At 56.7% G+C, this 18,766-nt stretch carries 6 protein-coding genes and 1 tRNA gene; 6 read left to right on the top strand and 1 reads right to left on the bottom strand.

Going from position 1 to position 18,766, the window contains the following annotated elements:
* Positions 1-461: 461 nt before the first annotated feature.
* From HY011_14590 to HY011_14600, 3 genes are all read left to right on the top strand, one after another.
* The gene (locus HY011_14590; GenBank protein ID MBI3424156.1) at positions 462-3,533 is read left to right on the top strand and encodes a carboxypeptidase regulatory-like domain-containing protein; all 3,072 of its coding nucleotides are present in this window, start codon (positions 462-464) and stop codon (positions 3,531-3,533) included.
* 118 nt (positions 3,534-3,651) lie between these two features.
* Positions 3,652-4,437: an SDR family oxidoreductase gene (locus HY011_14595; protein MBI3424157.1), complete on the top strand. Its 786-nt coding sequence runs from the start codon at positions 3,652-3,654 to the stop codon at positions 4,435-4,437.
* A 160-nt stretch (positions 4,438-4,597) separates the two neighbouring features.
* A tRNA-Met gene (locus HY011_14600) sits at positions 4,598-4,671 on the top strand.
* Positions 4,672-4,742: 71 nt separating this feature from the next.
* On the opposite strand, the gene HY011_14605 is transcribed toward HY011_14600, so the two are convergent.
* Complete coding sequence (locus tag HY011_14605; GenBank protein ID MBI3424158.1) at positions 4,743-8,105, bottom strand: right-handed parallel beta-helix repeat-containing protein; 3,363 nt, start codon at positions 8,103-8,105, stop codon at positions 4,743-4,745.
* Between the two features lie 695 nt (positions 8,106-8,800).
* Here HY011_14605 and HY011_14610 point away from each other — a divergent pair.
* The 3 genes from HY011_14610 to HY011_14620 all read left to right on the top strand — a co-directional run bounded on the left by HY011_14610 (position 8,801) and on the right by HY011_14620 (position 18,669).
* Complete coding sequence (locus tag HY011_14610) at positions 8,801-11,164, top strand: AAA-like domain-containing protein (protein ID MBI3424159.1); 2,364 nt, start codon at positions 8,801-8,803, stop codon at positions 11,162-11,164.
* Between the two features lie 95 nt (positions 11,165-11,259).
* On the top strand, positions 11,260-14,517 hold the full coding sequence (locus HY011_14615; GenBank protein ID MBI3424160.1) for an AAA-like domain-containing protein: 3,258 nt from the start codon (positions 11,260-11,262) through the stop codon (positions 14,515-14,517).
* A gap of 36 nt (positions 14,518-14,553) precedes the next feature.
* A complete protein-coding gene (locus HY011_14620; protein ID MBI3424161.1) occupies positions 14,554-18,669 on the top strand; it encodes a carboxypeptidase regulatory-like domain-containing protein in 4,116 nt (1,371 codons plus the stop codon).
* The last annotated feature ends 97 nt before the right edge of the window (positions 18,670-18,766 follow it).

Here is an 18,766-nt window from a genome sequence, read left to right on the forward strand (position 1 = left end):
AGGCCGCGAAAGATGCTGGGTTGAACCTTTCTGAATGGATTCGTCAAACCTTGAAAGAGTCTTGGAATAAGAAACAGCGCAAGGCGAGAGCCGACGCGAGGGCGAATCCGTAGGATTAAATTTTGAAATTAGGACACGGCCCCCAGTCAATCCGGCGACAAGTGGGAACTTCGCAAGTGCGTGGGCGTGATCAAAGCCTAAGTCATTGGCGAACTTCAAATTGACGAGAATTTTTTGAAACTGTACCTGAACCGGGGTCGTCTTCCGGTTCAGATCGCACAACACGATCTGCCAACTGCAACAAGCTGCAACAAGCTGCAATGCTTAAAGCTGCATACGTTACGAACGAAGGGCCGCTCTTCCGCGCTCAGGCCGGAACTGGTAGCGGCTTAACAGCAAATCAAAACAAGCTGGAGTCTTCAACAGGAAAAGGACACCGAGGGCTGAGAGGAATGCAAAACGTGAAGCGAGACCCAATGGAAAATTGTCTGGTGCGACTGTTCGCAGTCATTTTATCTTTAGGCTTATTCGCCACTGTGGCCAGCGCGCAAACCTCGACGGTGCGTGGTCAGGTTGTTGATGAATTAGGGTATGCCATCCCAGGCGCGAAGGTGGTGTTGATTGGTGCCGATGGCAAAGAGCGCACGGTCACGACCAGTGTGAGCGGCGAATTTGTAGTGAACAACATGCCGCCGGGCGTGTACAGCTTGACTGCCGATTTCACCGGCTTTACCCCTTATTCACTCAAAGATATACGCCTGCCTATCAATGCGCCGATTAAGGTAGTCTTGGCGACCGGTGCCATCAGCGAAGTGATTGAAACTAAGATGAACACCGAAGGTGTTTCGGTTGAACCCGATCAAAACATGAACGCCACGGTGTTGGGCAAAGAGTTCATTGATAACCTGCCCGACAACGAAGACGACCTGCGCGCCTTTTTGGAAGCGCTGGCGGGGCCTTCGGCGGCGGCGGGCAATGGCGGCGGCGCGCAAATTTTCGTGGATGGGTTTAGCGGCGGACGGCTGCCCCCGCGCGAAGCGATCATGCAGATTCGGCTGAATCAGAATCCGTTCTCGCCGGAATTTTCGCAAAATGGATCGGGCCGTATCGAAATCATCACGCGTCCGGGCAATGACAATTGGCGCGGCAGCGGCGGCTGGGGTTATCGCAACGCGGCGCTGGATGCGCGCAATGCTTTTGCGCTGCAAAAACCCGATCAACAGATGAGCCGGTTCAACTTCAATTTCGGCGGGCCGATTCTCAAGAAGAAGATGTCTTTTAACGCCTTTGTGAACCGCAATGACACGACCGGGCAGAGCACGACGATTGCCGATACGCTGGATGGACGCTTTGTCGCCAACGTGCCTTCGACCAGCGTGAGCAACTTTGTCGGCTTCCGCGCGGATTACCTGATCAACCAAAAGAACACACTGAACACTTCGTTTAATTTCAACCGCAACAGCAGCGTGAACCAGGAGTTTTCCACGGGCGGTTTTGGCGGAGCTTTTGGCGGTGGCGGACGTGGCGGTGGCGGTGGCGGTTTTGGGGGCGGTGGTGGTGGCGGCACCACCAGCAACCGGTTGCCCGAAAGCGGTTCGGATCGCGAGAGCAATAATTATTCATTGCGCGTTTCAGATACCTGGATTCTCAGCGCAAAATTGTTGCACGAAGCACGGTTCCAGCTTGAGTTTGACGCGAGCAAACAGAGTCCGCATAGCAATGGCGTTTCCATCAATGTGCTCGACTCCTTCATCGGCGGCGGCTCGACCTGCTGCCCCAATAACGTGAACCAGACCGGCGTCGAATATCAGGACTATCTGACTTACACAACCAAAGGGGCCAAGCATACGCTCAAGGGCGGTGTGCAAATTCAATTCGACAAGTACCAAAACACCAGCGGCAGCAATTTCAACGGCACGTACACCTTCTCGAACCTGGAACAATACCGGCAGGCGTTGGCGAATCCGACGACGAACTTTGCTCAGCAGTTCTCGATCAATCGCGGCAATCCGCTGATCGAATACAACATGTTCCGGGGCTCCTGGTTCATCAACGACGACTGGCGCGTGCGCAACACGCTGACCTTTTCGTATGGCCTGCGCCACGAATTTCAGAATCACATCAGCGACAAGGCCAACTTCGCGCCGCGCATTGGCTTTGCCTGGTCGCCTTTCAAAGACCGTAAGACGACCTTCCGGGGCGGCGGCGGCGTCTTTTTTGACCGCTTGCAAAACAACGCGTACCAAAATTCGATACGTTACAACGGCCTGTTGCAACAAAGCTTCACTGTGCGTGCCGGCGCGGTTTTTGCGGCTACGACTGAGCAAGCCTTGTTGCTTAACGCGACGCAACTGGGCAACCCGGCGGCGCAAACCTTGCGCCCACTCGCCGCAGATTTGCACGTTCCTTACGACCTCAATGGCAGTTTTGCGGTCGAACGGCAGTTGCCTAAGTCACTCGTCCTTTCGGTTACCTACAACTTTTTCCGTGGCATCAATCAATACCGCACGCGCAATATCAATGCGCCGACCGGCTTTGTGACCGACCCGGCGAACCCGGGCCGTCCGAAGGCGATTTGTCCTGTTCCGTCCTGCGGCGTGATCTATCAGTACGAATCGTCGGCGCTCAACGAAACCAACCGCATCAGCTTTGGGTTGAATCGCCGGGCGGGCCGCGTGATTCTATTCGGCAACTACAATCTGCAATGGATCAAGTCGAATGGCGAAGGCACGCCGGCCGACAACTACAACCTGGCTTCGGAATGGGGGCGTTCAAGCGCCGACCGGCGACATTCGTTTTTCACTGGTGGTTTTATTACCTTGCCGAAAAATTTCCGGCTCCAAACCACGATCAATGCCAGCAGTGGTAGCCCGTTCAATATCACCACCGGCAGCGACGACAATCTGGACGGCAACTTCAGCGACCGGCCAGGCGGCATTCACCGCAATGCTGATTTGCCTGCCAGTGCTTATGCGCAGTTAGCCCCCCGCTTGATCTGCGTGCCCGGCACGACTCCGAAACTGTTTCCCGGCGCCGCTGCCACTGTCTGCCTCAACAGCAGAAGCGAGCAGTTGCCGCAAGTGCAATTGCGCGACTACCTGGCACAGGCTTACCCGAACGGTGTGGACGCGCAAGGACCCGGTAACTTTAACGTCGGTATGAGCCTGAGCAAGACCATCGGTTTCGGCAAACGCGCGAGCAATCAGGCGCAGGCCGGCGGTGCGAATGGCGGCGGTGGCGGACGCGGTGGTGGTGGCGGCGGTGGACGCGGCGGTGGTGGTGGTGGCGGACGTGGTGGCGGCGGTGGCGGCGGTGGTTTTGGCGGCCCGGGTGGTGGTTTTGGCGGCCCGTTTGGCGGCGGCGGCAATGAAAGCGCGCGCTTCAACATGACGTTTCAGGTTAGCGTCTCGAATCTTTTCAATCGCGTCAACTTTAACAACTACAGCGGCACCCTGGGTTCGTCCTTCTTCGGCATCCCCAACGGAGCGGGGAATGCACGCCAGTTGAATTTCGACGTGCGCTTCAATTTCTAAAAGCGGATTGCTGGCCGCTCAACAGGCGAGCAAGGCAAAATCGTCTGAGCCAAATCAATGGGTGGTAAACACGCTGATTGATTTGGCTCTTTGCTTTTCACCACAAAGGGAAAACCGTATGAACCTGGAATTGCAAGGCCGCGTCGCGATGGTGGCCGCCGCCAGCAAAGGCCTTGGCAAGGCTTGTGCGCTGGCGTTGGCCGCCGAAGGCTGTCACGTTTCAATTTGCGCGCGCAGCGCTGACGAATTGGAAAAAGTTCGCGCGGAAGCCGCCCACTATGCCGAAGCTTTGGCGGTCACGGTTGACGTTGCCGCCGCCGCCGATTTGGAACGCTGGCATCAGCAAACCGTCGAGCGTTTTGGCCAGGTGGACATTCTGGTCACCAATACCGGCGGGCCGCCCGTCAGCCGCTTTCTGCAATTGAGCGATGCACAATGGCAGGCGGGCGTCGAATCTACGTTGATGAATGTCGTGCGCCTCTCACGGCTGGTGCTGCCTGGCATGCAGCAACGCCGCTGGGGCCGCCTCATCCACCTGACTTCGCTGGTGGCAAAACAACCGGTGGATGAACTGACGATCTCCAGCACCATTCGCGCAGGCCTGTCCGGGCTGACCAAAACGCAGGCCAATCAATTCGGGCCTGACAACATCACCGTCAACGCCGTCTTGATGGGCCACATTCTGACCGACCGCCAATACCACCTCGCCGATGTGCGTGTGAAAGAACAGGGCATCACTTACGAACAATACTTTGAACAGCAAGCCGCCGCGATTCCTTTGCGCCGTCTGGGCGAACCGCGCGAGGTCGGCGAAGTCGTCGCCTTTCTGGCTTCGGAACGCGCCAGCTATGTCACTGGAGTTTCATTGCAGGTGGATGGCGGTTTAATTCGCAGCACTTTATGAGAAGTGAGTTAGAGGTACGGGACTTGGGGCTGGTCTGGCTGGACTTTAGTCTCTGATTCTTCACGCAGTGCAGCGTGGGTTGAATACGTAGCCGAAGATTTTTTGGAGACCCTATTGACAGTCAATAGGCGGCCCAGTAAAGTGCGCCTTCGCTTTTTGACGCGGGGTGGAGCAGTCTGGTAGCTCGTTGGGCTCATAACCCAAAGGTCGCAGGTTCAAATCCTGCCCCCGCAATCCAAATTACCAAAAGGGCTGGAAGCATTGCTTCCAGCCCTTTTGGTTTGGAGCGGCGTTTCAGCCAGCCCTCATTGCGGTTTCAACCCAAAGATCACTTGCGGGTCATCGGCGGAATTGTCGTCCGCCGGCCAGCCGCGAAAAAAATTGCGCATCAATGAGCCACCATCCACCGCAAAAAAAGTCAACTGGCCTAGTACGGCGTGTGCGCGAACCGTTGCACGCGGCAGGCGATTCTGCCTTTCCAGCGTGAGCAGGATTTCGTTGCGCGCGCTGTCGAGCACGGCTTCCCAGGTACCGTTTTCCAGCGGCACGGGCGTGGTGAAGGCGCGATAGCCGCGCGACGACCAGGTGCCGTTGTTATTCAAGCGTAACTCCATCACGATGCTAGTGCGGTCGTAGCCGTCGTAATTGGCATGCACGACATTTTGAGCCGAGATTTGCCGCTGCACGACCCAATTGCCGGCTAGAAATTCCAGCCCGGTGGTTTCGATTAAACGCACATTGTATTGCGGCGGCGGATCGCGCCAGCACATCTGCGGCTGCGCATCAATGTCGCAATGGATCGGATCATAATCCAATCCATCATCGCCATAGCCCGTGAAGCGATGACCTGCCGTCAGGGCGAGACTCGGCGGGCGAGTGCGCACCAGTTCGTTGCTATCAATGCGCCCCTCCTCATCCTCGCCGGGCAGCCTTGCGGTCTTATCCCAAAAACTACCGAAGCAGATTTGCCAATACCAGCGCTGCTGCGTAGTGCTGTACGCCCGCGCAATTCCGACAGCCTTCCAGGCGGGATTGCTTAGCACGGCGTTGCCAGCCTGCGTCGCCTGCCAGCGGTTCAAAATGTCCTGGACTTCCCAATTGCTGGCTAGTACCAGGGCATCTTCTTCCACCGTGCCCCGTTCACCCGGATACAGAAACGCGCGCGCCCGTTGCGCTGGCGAGCGCCCCAAGCTGTCCACCTTGCTCGTGGAATTGTGTGCGGCCATATCTTTGACTGCCCAAGCGGTTGCCTGGGTGAGACTGACGGCGAGGCCCACGGGATTCAAGTTCAATTCCTGCCGGTACTCATTCAACAGGTAGAGCAACGAGGCTTCTTCAATATCGAGCGGCAAGACTGCCGGGTCAATTGGCGTTGGTGTCGGAGTTGGAGCAGGAGTTGGAGTCGGCGTGGGCGTTGGGACTGGTGTCGGAGCCGGTGTTGGAACAGGTGTGGGCGTGGGCGTTGGAACCGGTGTGGGAGTTGGCGTCGGGACGGGTGTGGGCGTGGGCGTCGGGACTGGTGTTGCTGTTGGCACAGGTTTGGGTGTGGGCGTGGGCGAAGGCGCTGGCACGGGTGTGGGCGTCGGTGTGGCGGGCAGCACGAGATTCTCTACCGGCAACAACACAAAGGCTTTGAATTCGGCTGGACTGCCCGCTCCGGTGCGTGTCATCGGTATTTGCAACGCCCCGCCGTTGTAGGTGCCAAACAACACTGGCGGCCCGAAAAAGTTTTCAGCGTCACGAACTTCAAACTTAGCGCCGGGAACCAGCACGTTGGTCAGACTGGCTGCCGAAACCGTGGCGCTATCACTCAGCTCCCAGTTGTAAACGGTAATGTGCGCCCGGCGCGCCTCATACAAATTGGGCCGCACCGCCACATACTGGCCGGGAGGACGTCCGCTGGGAATATAAGTGTAATGGCCGTTGCGGTCATAGTTCTTGGTTTTTTGCCATTGGGCAAAGGTGAAGATATTGACGCCATCCGTAAAAGGGCTGTGCGAGGGTTCGCTGTTCAAATGCAAATAGTTGTTGCCATCCCATGAAAATGTCGCGTTTGGTGTCGCCGTGGCAGGCACCAAACTGATCAAATAGTTTCTACCGATGAAAGTATTGCCGCTGCCTGTGATGGAATGCCATTTGTTGACCCAGGCGCCGAGTGAGCCGCCCGCAATATAGTTGTTGCGCAGGGTAATATCCTGGTTGTCTTCGTTGGTGTAATAAAACGCGGCATTGTGCGACGGTGCGTCAAGCTGTTGATAGAGGTAATTGCTCACCAGCGTGATGCGCTCGGCCGGCGGATAACCGCCGATAAAAAAGTTTGGAGCGATATTTTCCGGCGCGCGCGCTAACGCCCCGCTCTTGAACAGAGTGTTGCCCTCAAAGTAGAAGCCTTTGATCGAGCCTTGTTGCGTATAGGCGTGGATGCAGTAGCCAAACTGATTAAACACCAGATTGTCCACCACTCGCTTAGTGCCCGCATCGTTCTGAATGTAGATGCCGTGCCCATGCCCACGGTCGGGCGGAGGTCCTTGCCAGCCGTTATTGAAGATTACACACCCATAAATTTCGGCTCCGAGGGCTGGCGTCCAGGCTCCGATTCCGCCGCCCGTCTCGTAAATGATGAGATTGATGAATTTGGTATAAGGCCCATAGATGGCCAGTCCGGACGGACGGATTTGCGTGCGATCAGGGTTCGTATTGGTGATCTCGAATCCTTGATAGTTCGTCCATGAACCCTGCGCGGTGAGGGTCGCATCCAGAAAACCATTGCCGTCGAGGATCACCCGTTCGCCGGGGTAGGCGCGCACAGTGATGCGAGCGGTGGCTGTTCCATTCAAATCACTCACAAACGCCCCATGATACGTCCCGCCGCGCAACCACAGCGTGTCGCCAGGCCGTACCGGGCTACGGCTGGAAAGCGCCGAAGCCAAATCCAACGGTTTTGCCGCACTGCCGTCTCCTGTGCGGCTGCCATTCGGCGCCGCATAGAAACCCGGCAAGATAGCAGGTGTTCCTGTCGGCGTCGCAGCAGGTGTCGGCGTAGGTGTGGCCGTCGCCTGGGGTGAGGGAGAAGGTGACGGTTTGATCGTGGCCGTGGGTGAGGGCGAGGGCGTGCTGTTCGGCGTTGGAGACGGTGTCGGGGACGCTGTTGGGGATGGCGTCGGCACGGGCGTCGGAGTCGTTGTGGGCGTAGGGACCGAAATGCGGATGATTGCCACATTCGACGGTCGCGACGCGATGTAGGTGGGCGAAACCGTGCGCACTTGATAGTAATACGTGATGTTGACATTGAGATCAGCGTCAACATAACTGGTTTCGCTTGCGGGGGTCGTGCCAATCGCCTGGAAGCCCGCCAGCGAAGAAATTTCTGAACGCAGGATGCGCACGGCAATGTTCGACCCCGGATTGCTGATGCGCCAGCTCAAACGAACCTTCTGGTCATCCTGCACCGTCGCATCCAGGCTGATGGTTTGCTGTCCCTGCTGTGCACTCACGCGCGCAAATCCCGGCCACTGTTGGAACAACATGCCACCGCAAACCAAGACGACGAGCAGCCGCCATAATTCCGGGCCAAGCCACCGCGCCAGCCGATTGCGCGTCAGCCGATTGAAAGACGATGGCATCCGTTGCGTGTGTGTAGGGCCGGTTCCGCTTGCACGACCAGCCATTCGATTTGATTGCATACTGCGATACTTCCTGCGCGCACATCCCGCTTTACCAGCAGATAAAACCGCGCTGTCTGATGTTGCTGGCTCACCCAAGAAAGGCAACGCCAGCGCTTGCAGCCGCCAGGCCAATGAATTTTTGCTTGGTGAAAATGGGCAACGCTACCGCGCCGCCTGACCGCAGCGCTTGAGCATCTTTCGGGGCAATACCTGTGATTCCAGCCCGCCGGATAACCCGTGCAGTCAGCTTCGACCAACTGCGCTAACCAGGGGCAGGAATCAATTGTCAGTGTGAAGATGAGTTCGGCGGATCGTGTTACAAAAAATCCAGCCAACTCGACTTTGCTGAAGGGCACTTATCAACGTCGGGGAGTCTATAACACGCCTTATGGTTGGGGCAATCAATTGAGTCAATAGAATCTCGAAATTTAATTTTGCCATTGACTGTTTATCAATGCTGGGCTAATTTGCCCGCCGTGTAGGCAAAATACCTCAATTACTGGCCTGAAATGGTGATGATGTCCTCAGAGGTGCCTGACGCACAGTAGTAATCACGTTTGCACAATTAAGCAGTAATTTCGAGCGGTAAAGCTGTGACCTGAATTGCCCCGTAGTCTTGGCATTGGCCCACTTGGGGCGACCTTCATTCTTTTGCCAGCTTTCTCAGCAGCCCAACGCTTTGTCTTCCAGGGGTGGAAATGAATACTCATCCTCACAATGAATGCGAATGGCCCAAGCTGGCTTCACGCTATGAGATTAAGTGTGTCTTGGGAAAAGGCGGGTTTGGCGTTGTCTATTTGGGGTGCGATCAGAAGCTGCTCGGCAAAGAAGTCGTGATCAAAGTGCTACAGCCCTCGAAAGAAGAAGACTGGGTGCGCAAGAAATTCAAATTGGAATTGGAGGCGCTGGCACGCATCAATCACCCTAGCATCGTGTCAGTAACGGATGCGGGACAGTTGCCGAACGGACAGCTTTATCTGGTGATGGAGTTTGTCAAAGGGGCCACTTTGCGGGAGGTGCTGAACGCTGGCTCACTTTCATTGGCACGCATCGGCCATCTCGTGCGGCAAATTGGCAATGCTTTAAGTGCCGCCCATGAAAATGGGGTTTACCATCGCGATCTGAAGCCGGAAAATATTATGTTGCAGGTGCTCAGCGGCGGCGAAGAAATGGTCAAACTCATAGATTTTGGCATTGCGACGGTCATTGATTCGCAGCTTACCCACAATCACGCGCTGACCAAAGTGGTTGGTACTGTGCCGTATATGGCGCCCGAACAACTTAGGGGCTTGCCCGAAGCCAGTAGCGATATTTACGCCTTGGGGGTGATCGCGTATGAAATGGTCACCGGGCGGTTGCCCTTTGAGGCCGAATCCTTTCATCAGCATTATCGCCTGCAAGAGGCTTGCGCTTTCACCAAACCCAGTGAGTTGCAGCACGCACTGCCTGCTGCCGCTGAAGCAGCGATTCTACAGGCGCTGTCGTTTGAGCCGAATCGCCGTCAACCCCGCGCGCGCGATTTTGGCGAGTCCTTCGCCCACGTTTTGGCGTTGCCAGAGCCGGTTCAACCGGAAATACGCCCGGCGGTCATGGGAATGCGGGTGGTGTTGTTTTATAAACGGCAGTCCCAACCGGACGAACAGGTGCTGAACCTGCTGGAATCCAGCCTGCGCGCGCAAGGACATCAGGTTTTTGTGGATCGTCACCTGACCATTGGAATTGAGTGGGCCAAAGAGATTGAACAGCAAATCCGCAGTGCCGACATTGTGATCCCGCTCCTGTCGGCGGCTTCGGTCACCAGCGAAATGGTGGCGTATGAGGTGCAGACGGCGCACGAAGCGGCTCAACAACAAGCAGGCAAGCCGCGACTTTTACCGGTGCGGATTGATTTCAATGCTCCTTTACCAGAGTCGCTGGCCGGCATCCTCGACGCGATCCAACACGTGCATTGGCATGGCCCCAAGGACAATGCGTTGTTGTTGGCGCAATTGATGCGGGGCTTTGCGACGACCACGGAACTCTTGACCAATTTACAGCGCCGCAAACTTGAACAGGTTGGTGGAGCGGTTCCCCTGACCTCTGAGTTTTATATCGTCCGCCCCACTGACAACGATTTTCTGGAGGCGATTTCGCGCCGCGATAGCATCGTGCTGGTCAAAGGCGCGCGGCAGATGGGCAAGACCTCGTTGTTGGCGCGCGGGCTGCAACGTGCACGTGACGAAGGCGCCAAAGTTGTTTTCACGGATTTTCAAATGCTAAATGCCGCGCATTTGGTTTCGGCGGAAACGCTCTTTCTTGCGCTGGCAGAATCCGTTGCCGAACAACTCGACTTGGATATTGTGCCTGAAGAGAAATGGGATGCCCGGCGCGGCCCCAGCCCGAACTTCGAGCGTTTTTTGCGCCGCGAAGTCTTGCCGCAGCTTGGCGGCGCGCCCTTGGTCTGGGGGCTTGACGAAGTTGACCGCTTATTCACCTGCACTTTCGGCAGCGAGGTGTTCGGCCTCTTCCGCTCCTGGCATAACGCCCGCGCGCTCAATCCGGCGGCCCCCTGGCGGCAATTGACCCTGGCGATTGCTTACGCCACCGAAGCCCACTTGTTTATTACCGATATGAATCAATCGCCGTTCAATGTCGGGACGCGGTTGGAAGTCAGGGATTTCGATCTCGAGCAAGTCGCCCAGTTGAATCGCCACTATGGCAACCCGCTACAGAGTGCCACCGAGCTTGAACGATTCTACCGTGTCCTCAGCGGTCATCCATATTTAGTGCGGCGCGGCTTGCACGAGTTGGCGACGCAGCCGACGGATTTGACCGAGTTCGAGGCGCTGGCGGATCGCGATGAAGGGCCCTTTGGCGACCACCTGCGGCGCATTCTGGTTTTGCTCGCCCAGGATGAAGGCTTGTGTAACGTGGTGAAAGCGATTCTTTCAGGGCTTGCCGTCACTGACACCAGGAGCTTCTATCGGTTGCGTTCGGCGGGTGTGATGACGGGTGAAACGGTGCAGGAAATGCGGCCCCGTTGTCGGCTTTATGCGATGTATCTCATGCGACACTTACTCTAAGCATTCTGCGTGAATTTCAGTTCGTGCCCAACATGCTGGTAGTTGACAGCGCTTCAACCCTAACTTGTCTAACTTGTTTGTCATAGGTGCCAGTTGTGACTGCCATTGAGCCACAATTTTATGTGACAGGCGGTGCATTGCAATACGATGCCCGCAGCTACGTGCGCCGACAGGCTGACCACGATTTATATGCCGGGTTGCGGCAGGGGCAGTTCTGCTATGTGCTCACTTCGCGGCAGATGGGCAAGACTTCGTTGATGGTGCAAACCGCCGCGCGTTTGCGTGCTGACGGTGTGAAAGTTGCCGTGCTCGATCTAACTGCCATTGGCCAGAATCTGAGCGCCGCGCAGTGGTACAACGGCTTGCTGGGGCAAATCGGCCAGCATCTGGGCATCGAAGACGAACTTGAAGATTACTGGTTCGAGTTGGAAGACAAAGACCTCGGCCCTTTGCAACGCTGGATGCAAGCCCTCCGCAAAGTCGTGCTGCCCAGCATCAATTCATCGTTAGTCATTTTTGTGGACGAGATTGATGTCGTGCGCACGCTCCACGATCTGAACCCGCAGTTCTCAACCGATGAATTCTTTGCTGGCATCCGGGCGTTTTATAACCAGCGCACCGAAGACCCCGAATTGCAGCGCCTCACCTTCTGTTTGCTCGGCGTCGCCACGCCTTCCGATTTGATCCAGGACACGCGCATGACCCCGTTCAACATCGGGAACCGCATCGAATTGCGCGACTTCACCGAAGCCGAAGCCGCGCCGCTGGCGCAAGGCTTGGGGACGGAGCCTGTGCTGGCTCGCAAGCTGCTGAACCGCGTGCTGCACTGGACGGGCGGGCATCCCTATCTCACCCAACGCCTGTGCCGCGCCATCGCCGAAGATGTCAGCGCGAATAACAACGCGGCGGCGGTTGATCGTCTGTGCGAAGAGTTATTCCTCTCCACGCGCGCGCGGGTCAGCGACGACAATCTCAACTTCGTGCGTGACCGCTTGCTGCGTAGCGAAGCCGATGTGACGGCCCTGCTGCTGCTGTATGCGCGCGTCCGCAAAGGTCGGCGCGTGCGTGATGAAGAGGCGAACCCGCTGATCAGCACCTTGCGCCTGGCTGGCATCGTGCGCACCGTCGAAGGCCGCCTGGCCGTCCGCAATCAAATTTACGGCCACGTCTTTGATACGGCCTGGGTGCAATCGCAGTTGCCGGATGCAGAGTTGCTCCGGCGGCGCCAGATTTACCGTCGTCGCTTGCTGCTGGTCACGGTGACGGCGCTGATCATCATCGCCTATCTGGCCCAATCGCGGCTCGAAGCCATCCGCGCGCGCCGCCGCGCCGATGACGCCTTGCAACGCGCCGAAGCCGCCCAGCAAACCGTCCGCCAGATGTATTACGCCGCTTCGGTCAGCGCTGCCCAACAGATGTGGGAGAACGGCAATGTCGAACGCATGTTGGAACTGCTCAGCGGCCAAGTGCCTGAAACCGGGAGCGCTGATTTGCGTGGGTTTGAGTGGTATTACTTGTGGCGGCTCTGTCACAACGAAAGCCAGTCTTTGTCGCACCCGGATGAAGTGCGGGCCATAGCCTTTGCCGCCGATGGAAAACGCTTTGCCAGCGCCAGCGCTGACGGCAGCGTGAAGATTTGGCTACCTGGACAGCCAACCGAAGAGCGCCGCTTGAAAGGGCACGAAGGCGCCGCCGTCAACGCGCTCGCCTTTTTACCCGATGGCCGTTCGCTCGCCACCGGCAGTGACGATCAAACCGTAAAGATTTGGAATCTAGAGCAGGGTGAACCGCTGACCTTGACCGGGCACGCTGGTTCGGTGCGCGCCATCTTCGTCACCCCAGATCGCCAGCACTTAATCACGGGCAGCGATGATGGACAGATTTATCTCTGGGACATGCGTTCGTGGCGGCGCGTGGGGCGCTTCAAAGAAGCACGCCGGCCCATCATTTCCCTCGCGCTCTCGGCGGATGGACAGACCTTGGCGCTTGGCAGCGGACAGGGCACGGTTGAACTCTGGGACGCGCCACAGCAGCGCAAACGCGCGCATCTGGCGTTGCCGCCCAATGTGGGATTGGTCAACGCGCTCGCCTTCTCACCGGACAACCGTTACCTCGCGGCTGGCGGTAGCAACGGGTCGGTTCAACTGTGGAAGCTGAACAAACTGCGCGAACCGCAGACCTTCAAACAGGACAACGAAGCCGTCTTCGCGCTCGCTTTTTCCGCCGATAGCAGTCAGTTGGCGATTGGCAGCGATAACCGCACGGTGGCGCTCGTTGACGTGGCGACGCAAAAGCTCACGACCAGTTTCAAAGGCCATTTGCGCGCCGTGCAAAGCCTGGCCTTTGCGCCGGATGGGCAAGCCTTGCTTTCCGGCGGGCGCGATGGCGCTGTCAAAGTCTGGAACCTCGGCCAACCGCAAGAGCAAACCCTGCCGGTTGAAATGGAGCGGGTTCAGTCGCTCGCCATTGCGCCCGATCAAACCTGGCTGGCCGCAGGTTGTGGGCCGACCCTTAAATTATGGGAACTCACTGCGCCGGACGAGGCTGTCTCGATTGCCGCTCATCAGGAAACCATCGCTGCGCTGGCCTTTGCACCCGACGGAAAACAATTGGCCACAGCCAGCGAAGATCAAACGGTCAAGCTCTGGGACTTGGCCGCGCGCCAAGCCAAAACATTGCTCAGCGGAGCGGGCGAAATGCTGGCCGTAGCCTATTCGCCGGATGGCAAATTCCTCGCCGCTGGCGGACTGGCGAGCGATCAACCGCTTGATCAGGCCGAAGGGCTGGATCGAGTCGTCTGGTTGTGGGAAGCCCACACAGGCCGCGAATTGGCGCGGCTGCGCGGACACAAAGACAGAATCCAGGCGCTGGCTTTTTCACCTGACAGCCGCACGCTCGCGACGGCCAGCCGTGGCGGCGTTGTCAAACTTTGGGATGCGCAAACCTTTCGCGAACAGGCCCTGCTCCGAATTGCGGGCAAAACTTCGCCGATCAATGCCATCGCCTTTTCACCGGATGGACGTTTGCTGGCCGTCGGCAGCAACGATGGCCTCGCTACGCTCTGGGACGTTGCCAGCCGCCAGTTGACCATCCAACTGAAAGGGCACACAGACGCGCTTTCCACGCTGGCCTTCGCGCCCGATGGCCGCAGCCTGGTGACGGCCAGCAAAGACAAAACCATGAAATTCTGGGAAGTCCAGCGCGGCCAGGAACTCGCTACGTTTAAGGTCGCGGCCAGCGAAGTCTTGACCGTAGCCTTTTCGCGCGACGGGCAAATGCTAGCGACCGGGCGGGCTACAGGCGGCATCCGGCTCTGGCGCGCGCCGCGCACAACGCTGCAAACGAAAAACTGAAGTCATCAAACCATCTGAATCCGTGAGGGAACAGCTATGAACTTTAGCCCGCTGACAAAGCAATTCATCAAGGCCGTAAGCCTGCTCTGGCTTTTGGGAATCACAACCTTGGCGCAAGGCGTGACCGGCACCGCCGCCGGGAAGGTCACCGATGCCAAAAACAAAGGCATCCACGGCGCGCTCGTCACCATCGCCAATCCGAAGCGCGCCTTGAAAGGCAAAGCGACTACTCAGCCCAACGGCTATTTCGCCATCCCGCAACTGCCGCCCGGGCCCTATTTGCTCAGCGTCGAAAAAGAAGGCTTCAAGTCGTTTCAAAAACAACCCGTCTTCATAGACGCGATGGGCCGCGTCAACGCCAGCCCGGTGCGCATCGAAGGGCGCACCGGCCAGCAAGGCCAGGTGAGTCTGGCGGGCACACAGTTGCAGATCATCTTGGTGTCGGTGGATGAAGGCGCGTTGAATGAGCCGGCGACAGCAGCCACTGCCTTGCGCCAACTCGGCAACTTTGCCATCAACGGCGCTGAAGGCTTGAATGTCACATCACGTCCCAAGATGAACTCTTTGAGCTTGGGAGATTTCTCAGTACAGGTTGCCCAGAATCCGGCGTCGCCGAACACGCAGAACCCAGCCACTGCACCGCCTTCCTTGCCGCCAGCCAAAGCCCCAATGCAACAGCCCGTGACGGCTCCGGCCCAGCAACTGCAACCCAACGGCCCGGTGCCTGATGCCGGACGCCAGCAATTGCAATCGCTGTCGGGCGAGCGGTCTGAATTGGTCACGAACAATCAAGTCAAGAATCTGGCGTTGAACGGACGCGATATTCTCGATTTCTTGAAGCTAATTCCGGGTATCGTCACCAGCAGAGGAGAAGTGTCTGCGAATGGTTATCTTTCCGACCCCGTCAAGTTCAGTCAATTTTCAATCAACGGCACGCGCCGGAATCAACACGAGTTCGTTATTGATGGGGTGACAAACCTCGACACAAAAGATAACGGTTCCCCGCACGTGACACTCAACCCTGACGCGATAGCCGAGATCAAGGTGCTAACGGCAAATTACCAAGCCGAATACGGCAAGGCGGCAGGCGGTTTTATTCAGATCGTGACTAAATCCGGTACCACGGATTTTCACGGCGGGTTGCGCTACTTTCATCGGCATGAAGGTTTGAATGCAAACAACTATTTCAACAATGCCGCTGGCCGGATTGGCGAAGGCGACAATGTGCCAGCCACCGATCCGCGTTTTGGCGAACAACGCTTGGCACGTCCCCTCTATCGCTTTAACACGTTCGGCTATGATCTTGGCGGCCCGGTTTACAATCCATTTGGCGAAGGCCGTTATAAGAAAGTCGAGAATCTATTTTTCTTTGTGAATCAGGAGTTTTTCCGTCAACTGGCACCCAATCTGCCGAGGGCTTTACGTGTGCCGACCGAGACCGAAAGGCGTGGGGATTTTCGCGATTCGCTTAATGCTTTCGGCGCGAAAGGGGTTCTCATTACTGATCCAAATTTGAGAGCCGCCGGGCTTCCTTGCACTGCAAGTAATCTGAGCGGATGCTTTCCAAACAATGTCATACCGGCGAATCGCTTCTTTCAGGGCGGCCGCATTCTCGGCTTGTATCCAACGCCCAATCAGACTCCCACGGCTGACAACTTACAACGGAATTATGTCTCACAAGCTTCTACGAAATACCCCAGAACTGAAACAATCGCACGCCTGGATTACCATCCGACTGACAAAACTGCCATGACGGGCCGGGTTATCATTAACAACGATGAGCAAGCTTTACCCTTTGGGTCGCAGGAGGCGCTCAATCTGGTAAATACTGCGCGATTGAATGGTCTCGAAACAACTCCGCCCAACGAGCCAGTTACTTTCAATGCGCAAAACTTTGCGAGCTGGAATCTCGTGTTACCGCGTCCCGGCTTGAACTTTGCCTTTACGCTTTCGCACAGTTTCAGCCCCACCGTGACCGGTGAATTTATCGTAGGCCAGAGCCGGAATCGCGTGCGCATTGTCTCTGAAGGCGACCGGGCTACGCAGGGCGTCAACGGCCTGAACTTCCCGACGCTTTTCCCAAACAGCAATCCAAATCCTGGCGGTTACTTGCCCAATCTTTTCTACGGCGAATTGCTTAATTTCAGTAATGCCACCACGCGCGGCCCGGAAAACAATTACTTTGGCTTGCCTTTCAAAAGCTTCAACGACACCTTCAATTTTGCCTTCAACTTGAGCAAAGTTTGGAACCAGCATTTGGTGAAGATCGGAGTCCTGCTTCTGGAAAACCGCCGCGAACAATCGGCGTTAGTGCAAAATAGCGGCACTATTAACTTCTCGCCGACTTCAGCCAATCCGTATGACACTGGGCATCCCTTTGCCAATGCCTTGCTGGGCGTCTTTAACCGTTATGAACAAGTGAGTGCCGCGCCGGTGGGGCAGTTTCGCTACCGGAATGTCGAAGGCTATGTGCAGGATTTGTGGCGGGTCAATGATCGGCTGGTGCTGGATTATGGACTGCGTCTTTCGTGGTATCAGCCGCAATATGACGAACGGTTACAGACTTCATTCTTCAATCCGCAACTTTTTGATCGGAACAAACAAGTGCGGCTATATACACCGGTTTGCGTGGCTCTTGATGCCAATAAAAACTGCACCAATCGTCGCGCAATTGATCCGGCGATGCTGGTTCCTGGTTTCAAGCCAACGGTCGGCAACACTAAAGATAGTAGCTTCATTGCCTTGATTGTTCCCGGTTCCGGTGATTTGCAAAATGGCATTGCCCAAGCTGGGAAAAATTATCCGCGCAGCGGCCTTGATGGGCGTGGTGTGCAATGGGGGCCGCGCGTTGGGTTTGCCTTTGACTTGCTTGGCAACGGCAGCACCATCCTGCGCGGCGGCGCGGGCATCTTTTATGATCGTGTGCAAGGCGGTATTAGTGCCGATATGCTTAGAAACCCGCCTGCCGTGGTCAATCGCACGCTAGCTAATGGACGCTTGGATGATCTAAGTACCGCCACCGAATTGGCGCCCAGAGCACTTACCGTTTACGGGCTAGCTCGCGACAGCAAGATTCCGACCGTGTACAGCTACAGCTTGGGGCTGCAACGTGACATTGGTTTCGATACAGTCGTGGATGTGGCCTACGTTGGCACACTTAGCCGTCATTTGGCTCTCGCCCGCAACTTGAACTCAGTGCCTTATGGCGCTGTCTTTAGGTATGAGAATCAAGATCGCACACGCTTTGCCAATAATCTTGTGCCGAGGGAAGAACCAAATCTTTTCCAATATCAAAAAGATGCTGGGCAACACTTCAGCGGGTTAAGGGCCTTAAGTGCAAACTTCCTGCGGCCTTATCCGGGCTACGGCAACATTCCCTATTATGAATTCGGCGGCTCGTCGAATTATCACGCGCTGCAAGTATCGGCGCGGCGGCGCTTCTCGCAAAATCTTACGCTCAGTTTGGCCTACACTTGGTCAAAAGCGTTTGCCACGGCGAATGATGATCTTGAACTGACCAACGCTTTCAATACCCGTGAGTTTGATTACCGGCTCGCTGCGTATGACCGCACGCATCAACTTACGGTCAGCTATGTTTACTCGTTACCCAAAGCGAGCCGCTGGCTGGATGACAACTCGCTAGCGTCCGTGCTGCTTGATGGCTGGCAAATATCTGGTGTCACCCAGTTGAGCAGTGGGCAGCCGCTTGATCTATTGAATTTGAGCTTGGGAACAGGGCAAGGGCTTACTGGCTCCATCACAGAACTAGCCCGCGTTTATTTGCGTGATAATGGTAGATTGCGCCCCGGGCCGGGCGACTTGCAGGTTGATCCTTATGAGTTCATTTTGCCGTCATTAATCAGAAGTGGCGCTTCGCAGCCCAAGCCAGGACCGCGCACTTACCTCCGTGGCCCTGGCGTCAACAATTTCGACTTGTCACTGAGCAAGCGGTTCCCGGTGAAGAGCGAGAAGCGGTACTTCCAACTGCGGTGGGAGGCGTACAACGCGTTCAATCACACGCAGTACTCGGGGATCAACACGGGCGCGCGGTTCGACTTGACGACGGGTGCCCAGATCAACAGCCTGTTCGGCCAGGTGTCGAGCACGCGCTCGCCGCGGGTGATGCAGGGTTCGCTGCGGTTCACTTTCTAAACGGACCACCGGTTCGGTGGGTGCAAAACTCCGGACTACAAGCGATTCCTCATTACGAGAATGGGCTTCAAGGCTGGCGGCCTTCCGAAGACCGATA

The organism is Acidobacteriota bacterium, assembly GCA_016196035.1.
Classification (GTDB): domain Bacteria; phylum Acidobacteriota; class Blastocatellia; order RBC074; family RBC074; genus JACPYM01.

Bases quoted from the DNA above. Each gene is read 5' to 3' on its own strand.
- HY011_14595 (MBI3424157.1), top strand. From the start codon at position 3,652: ATGAACCTGGAATTGCAAGGCCGCGTCGCGATGGTGGCCGCCGCCAGC.
- HY011_14605 (MBI3424158.1), bottom strand. From the start codon at position 8,105: ATGGCTGGTCGTGCAAGCGGAACCGGCCCTACACACACGCAACGGATG.
- HY011_14610 (MBI3424159.1), top strand. From the start codon at position 8,801: ATGAATACTCATCCTCACAATGAATGCGAATGGCCCAAGCTGGCTTCA.
- HY011_14620 (MBI3424161.1), top strand. From the start codon at position 14,554: ATGAACTTTAGCCCGCTGACAAAGCAATTCATCAAGGCCGTAAGCCTG.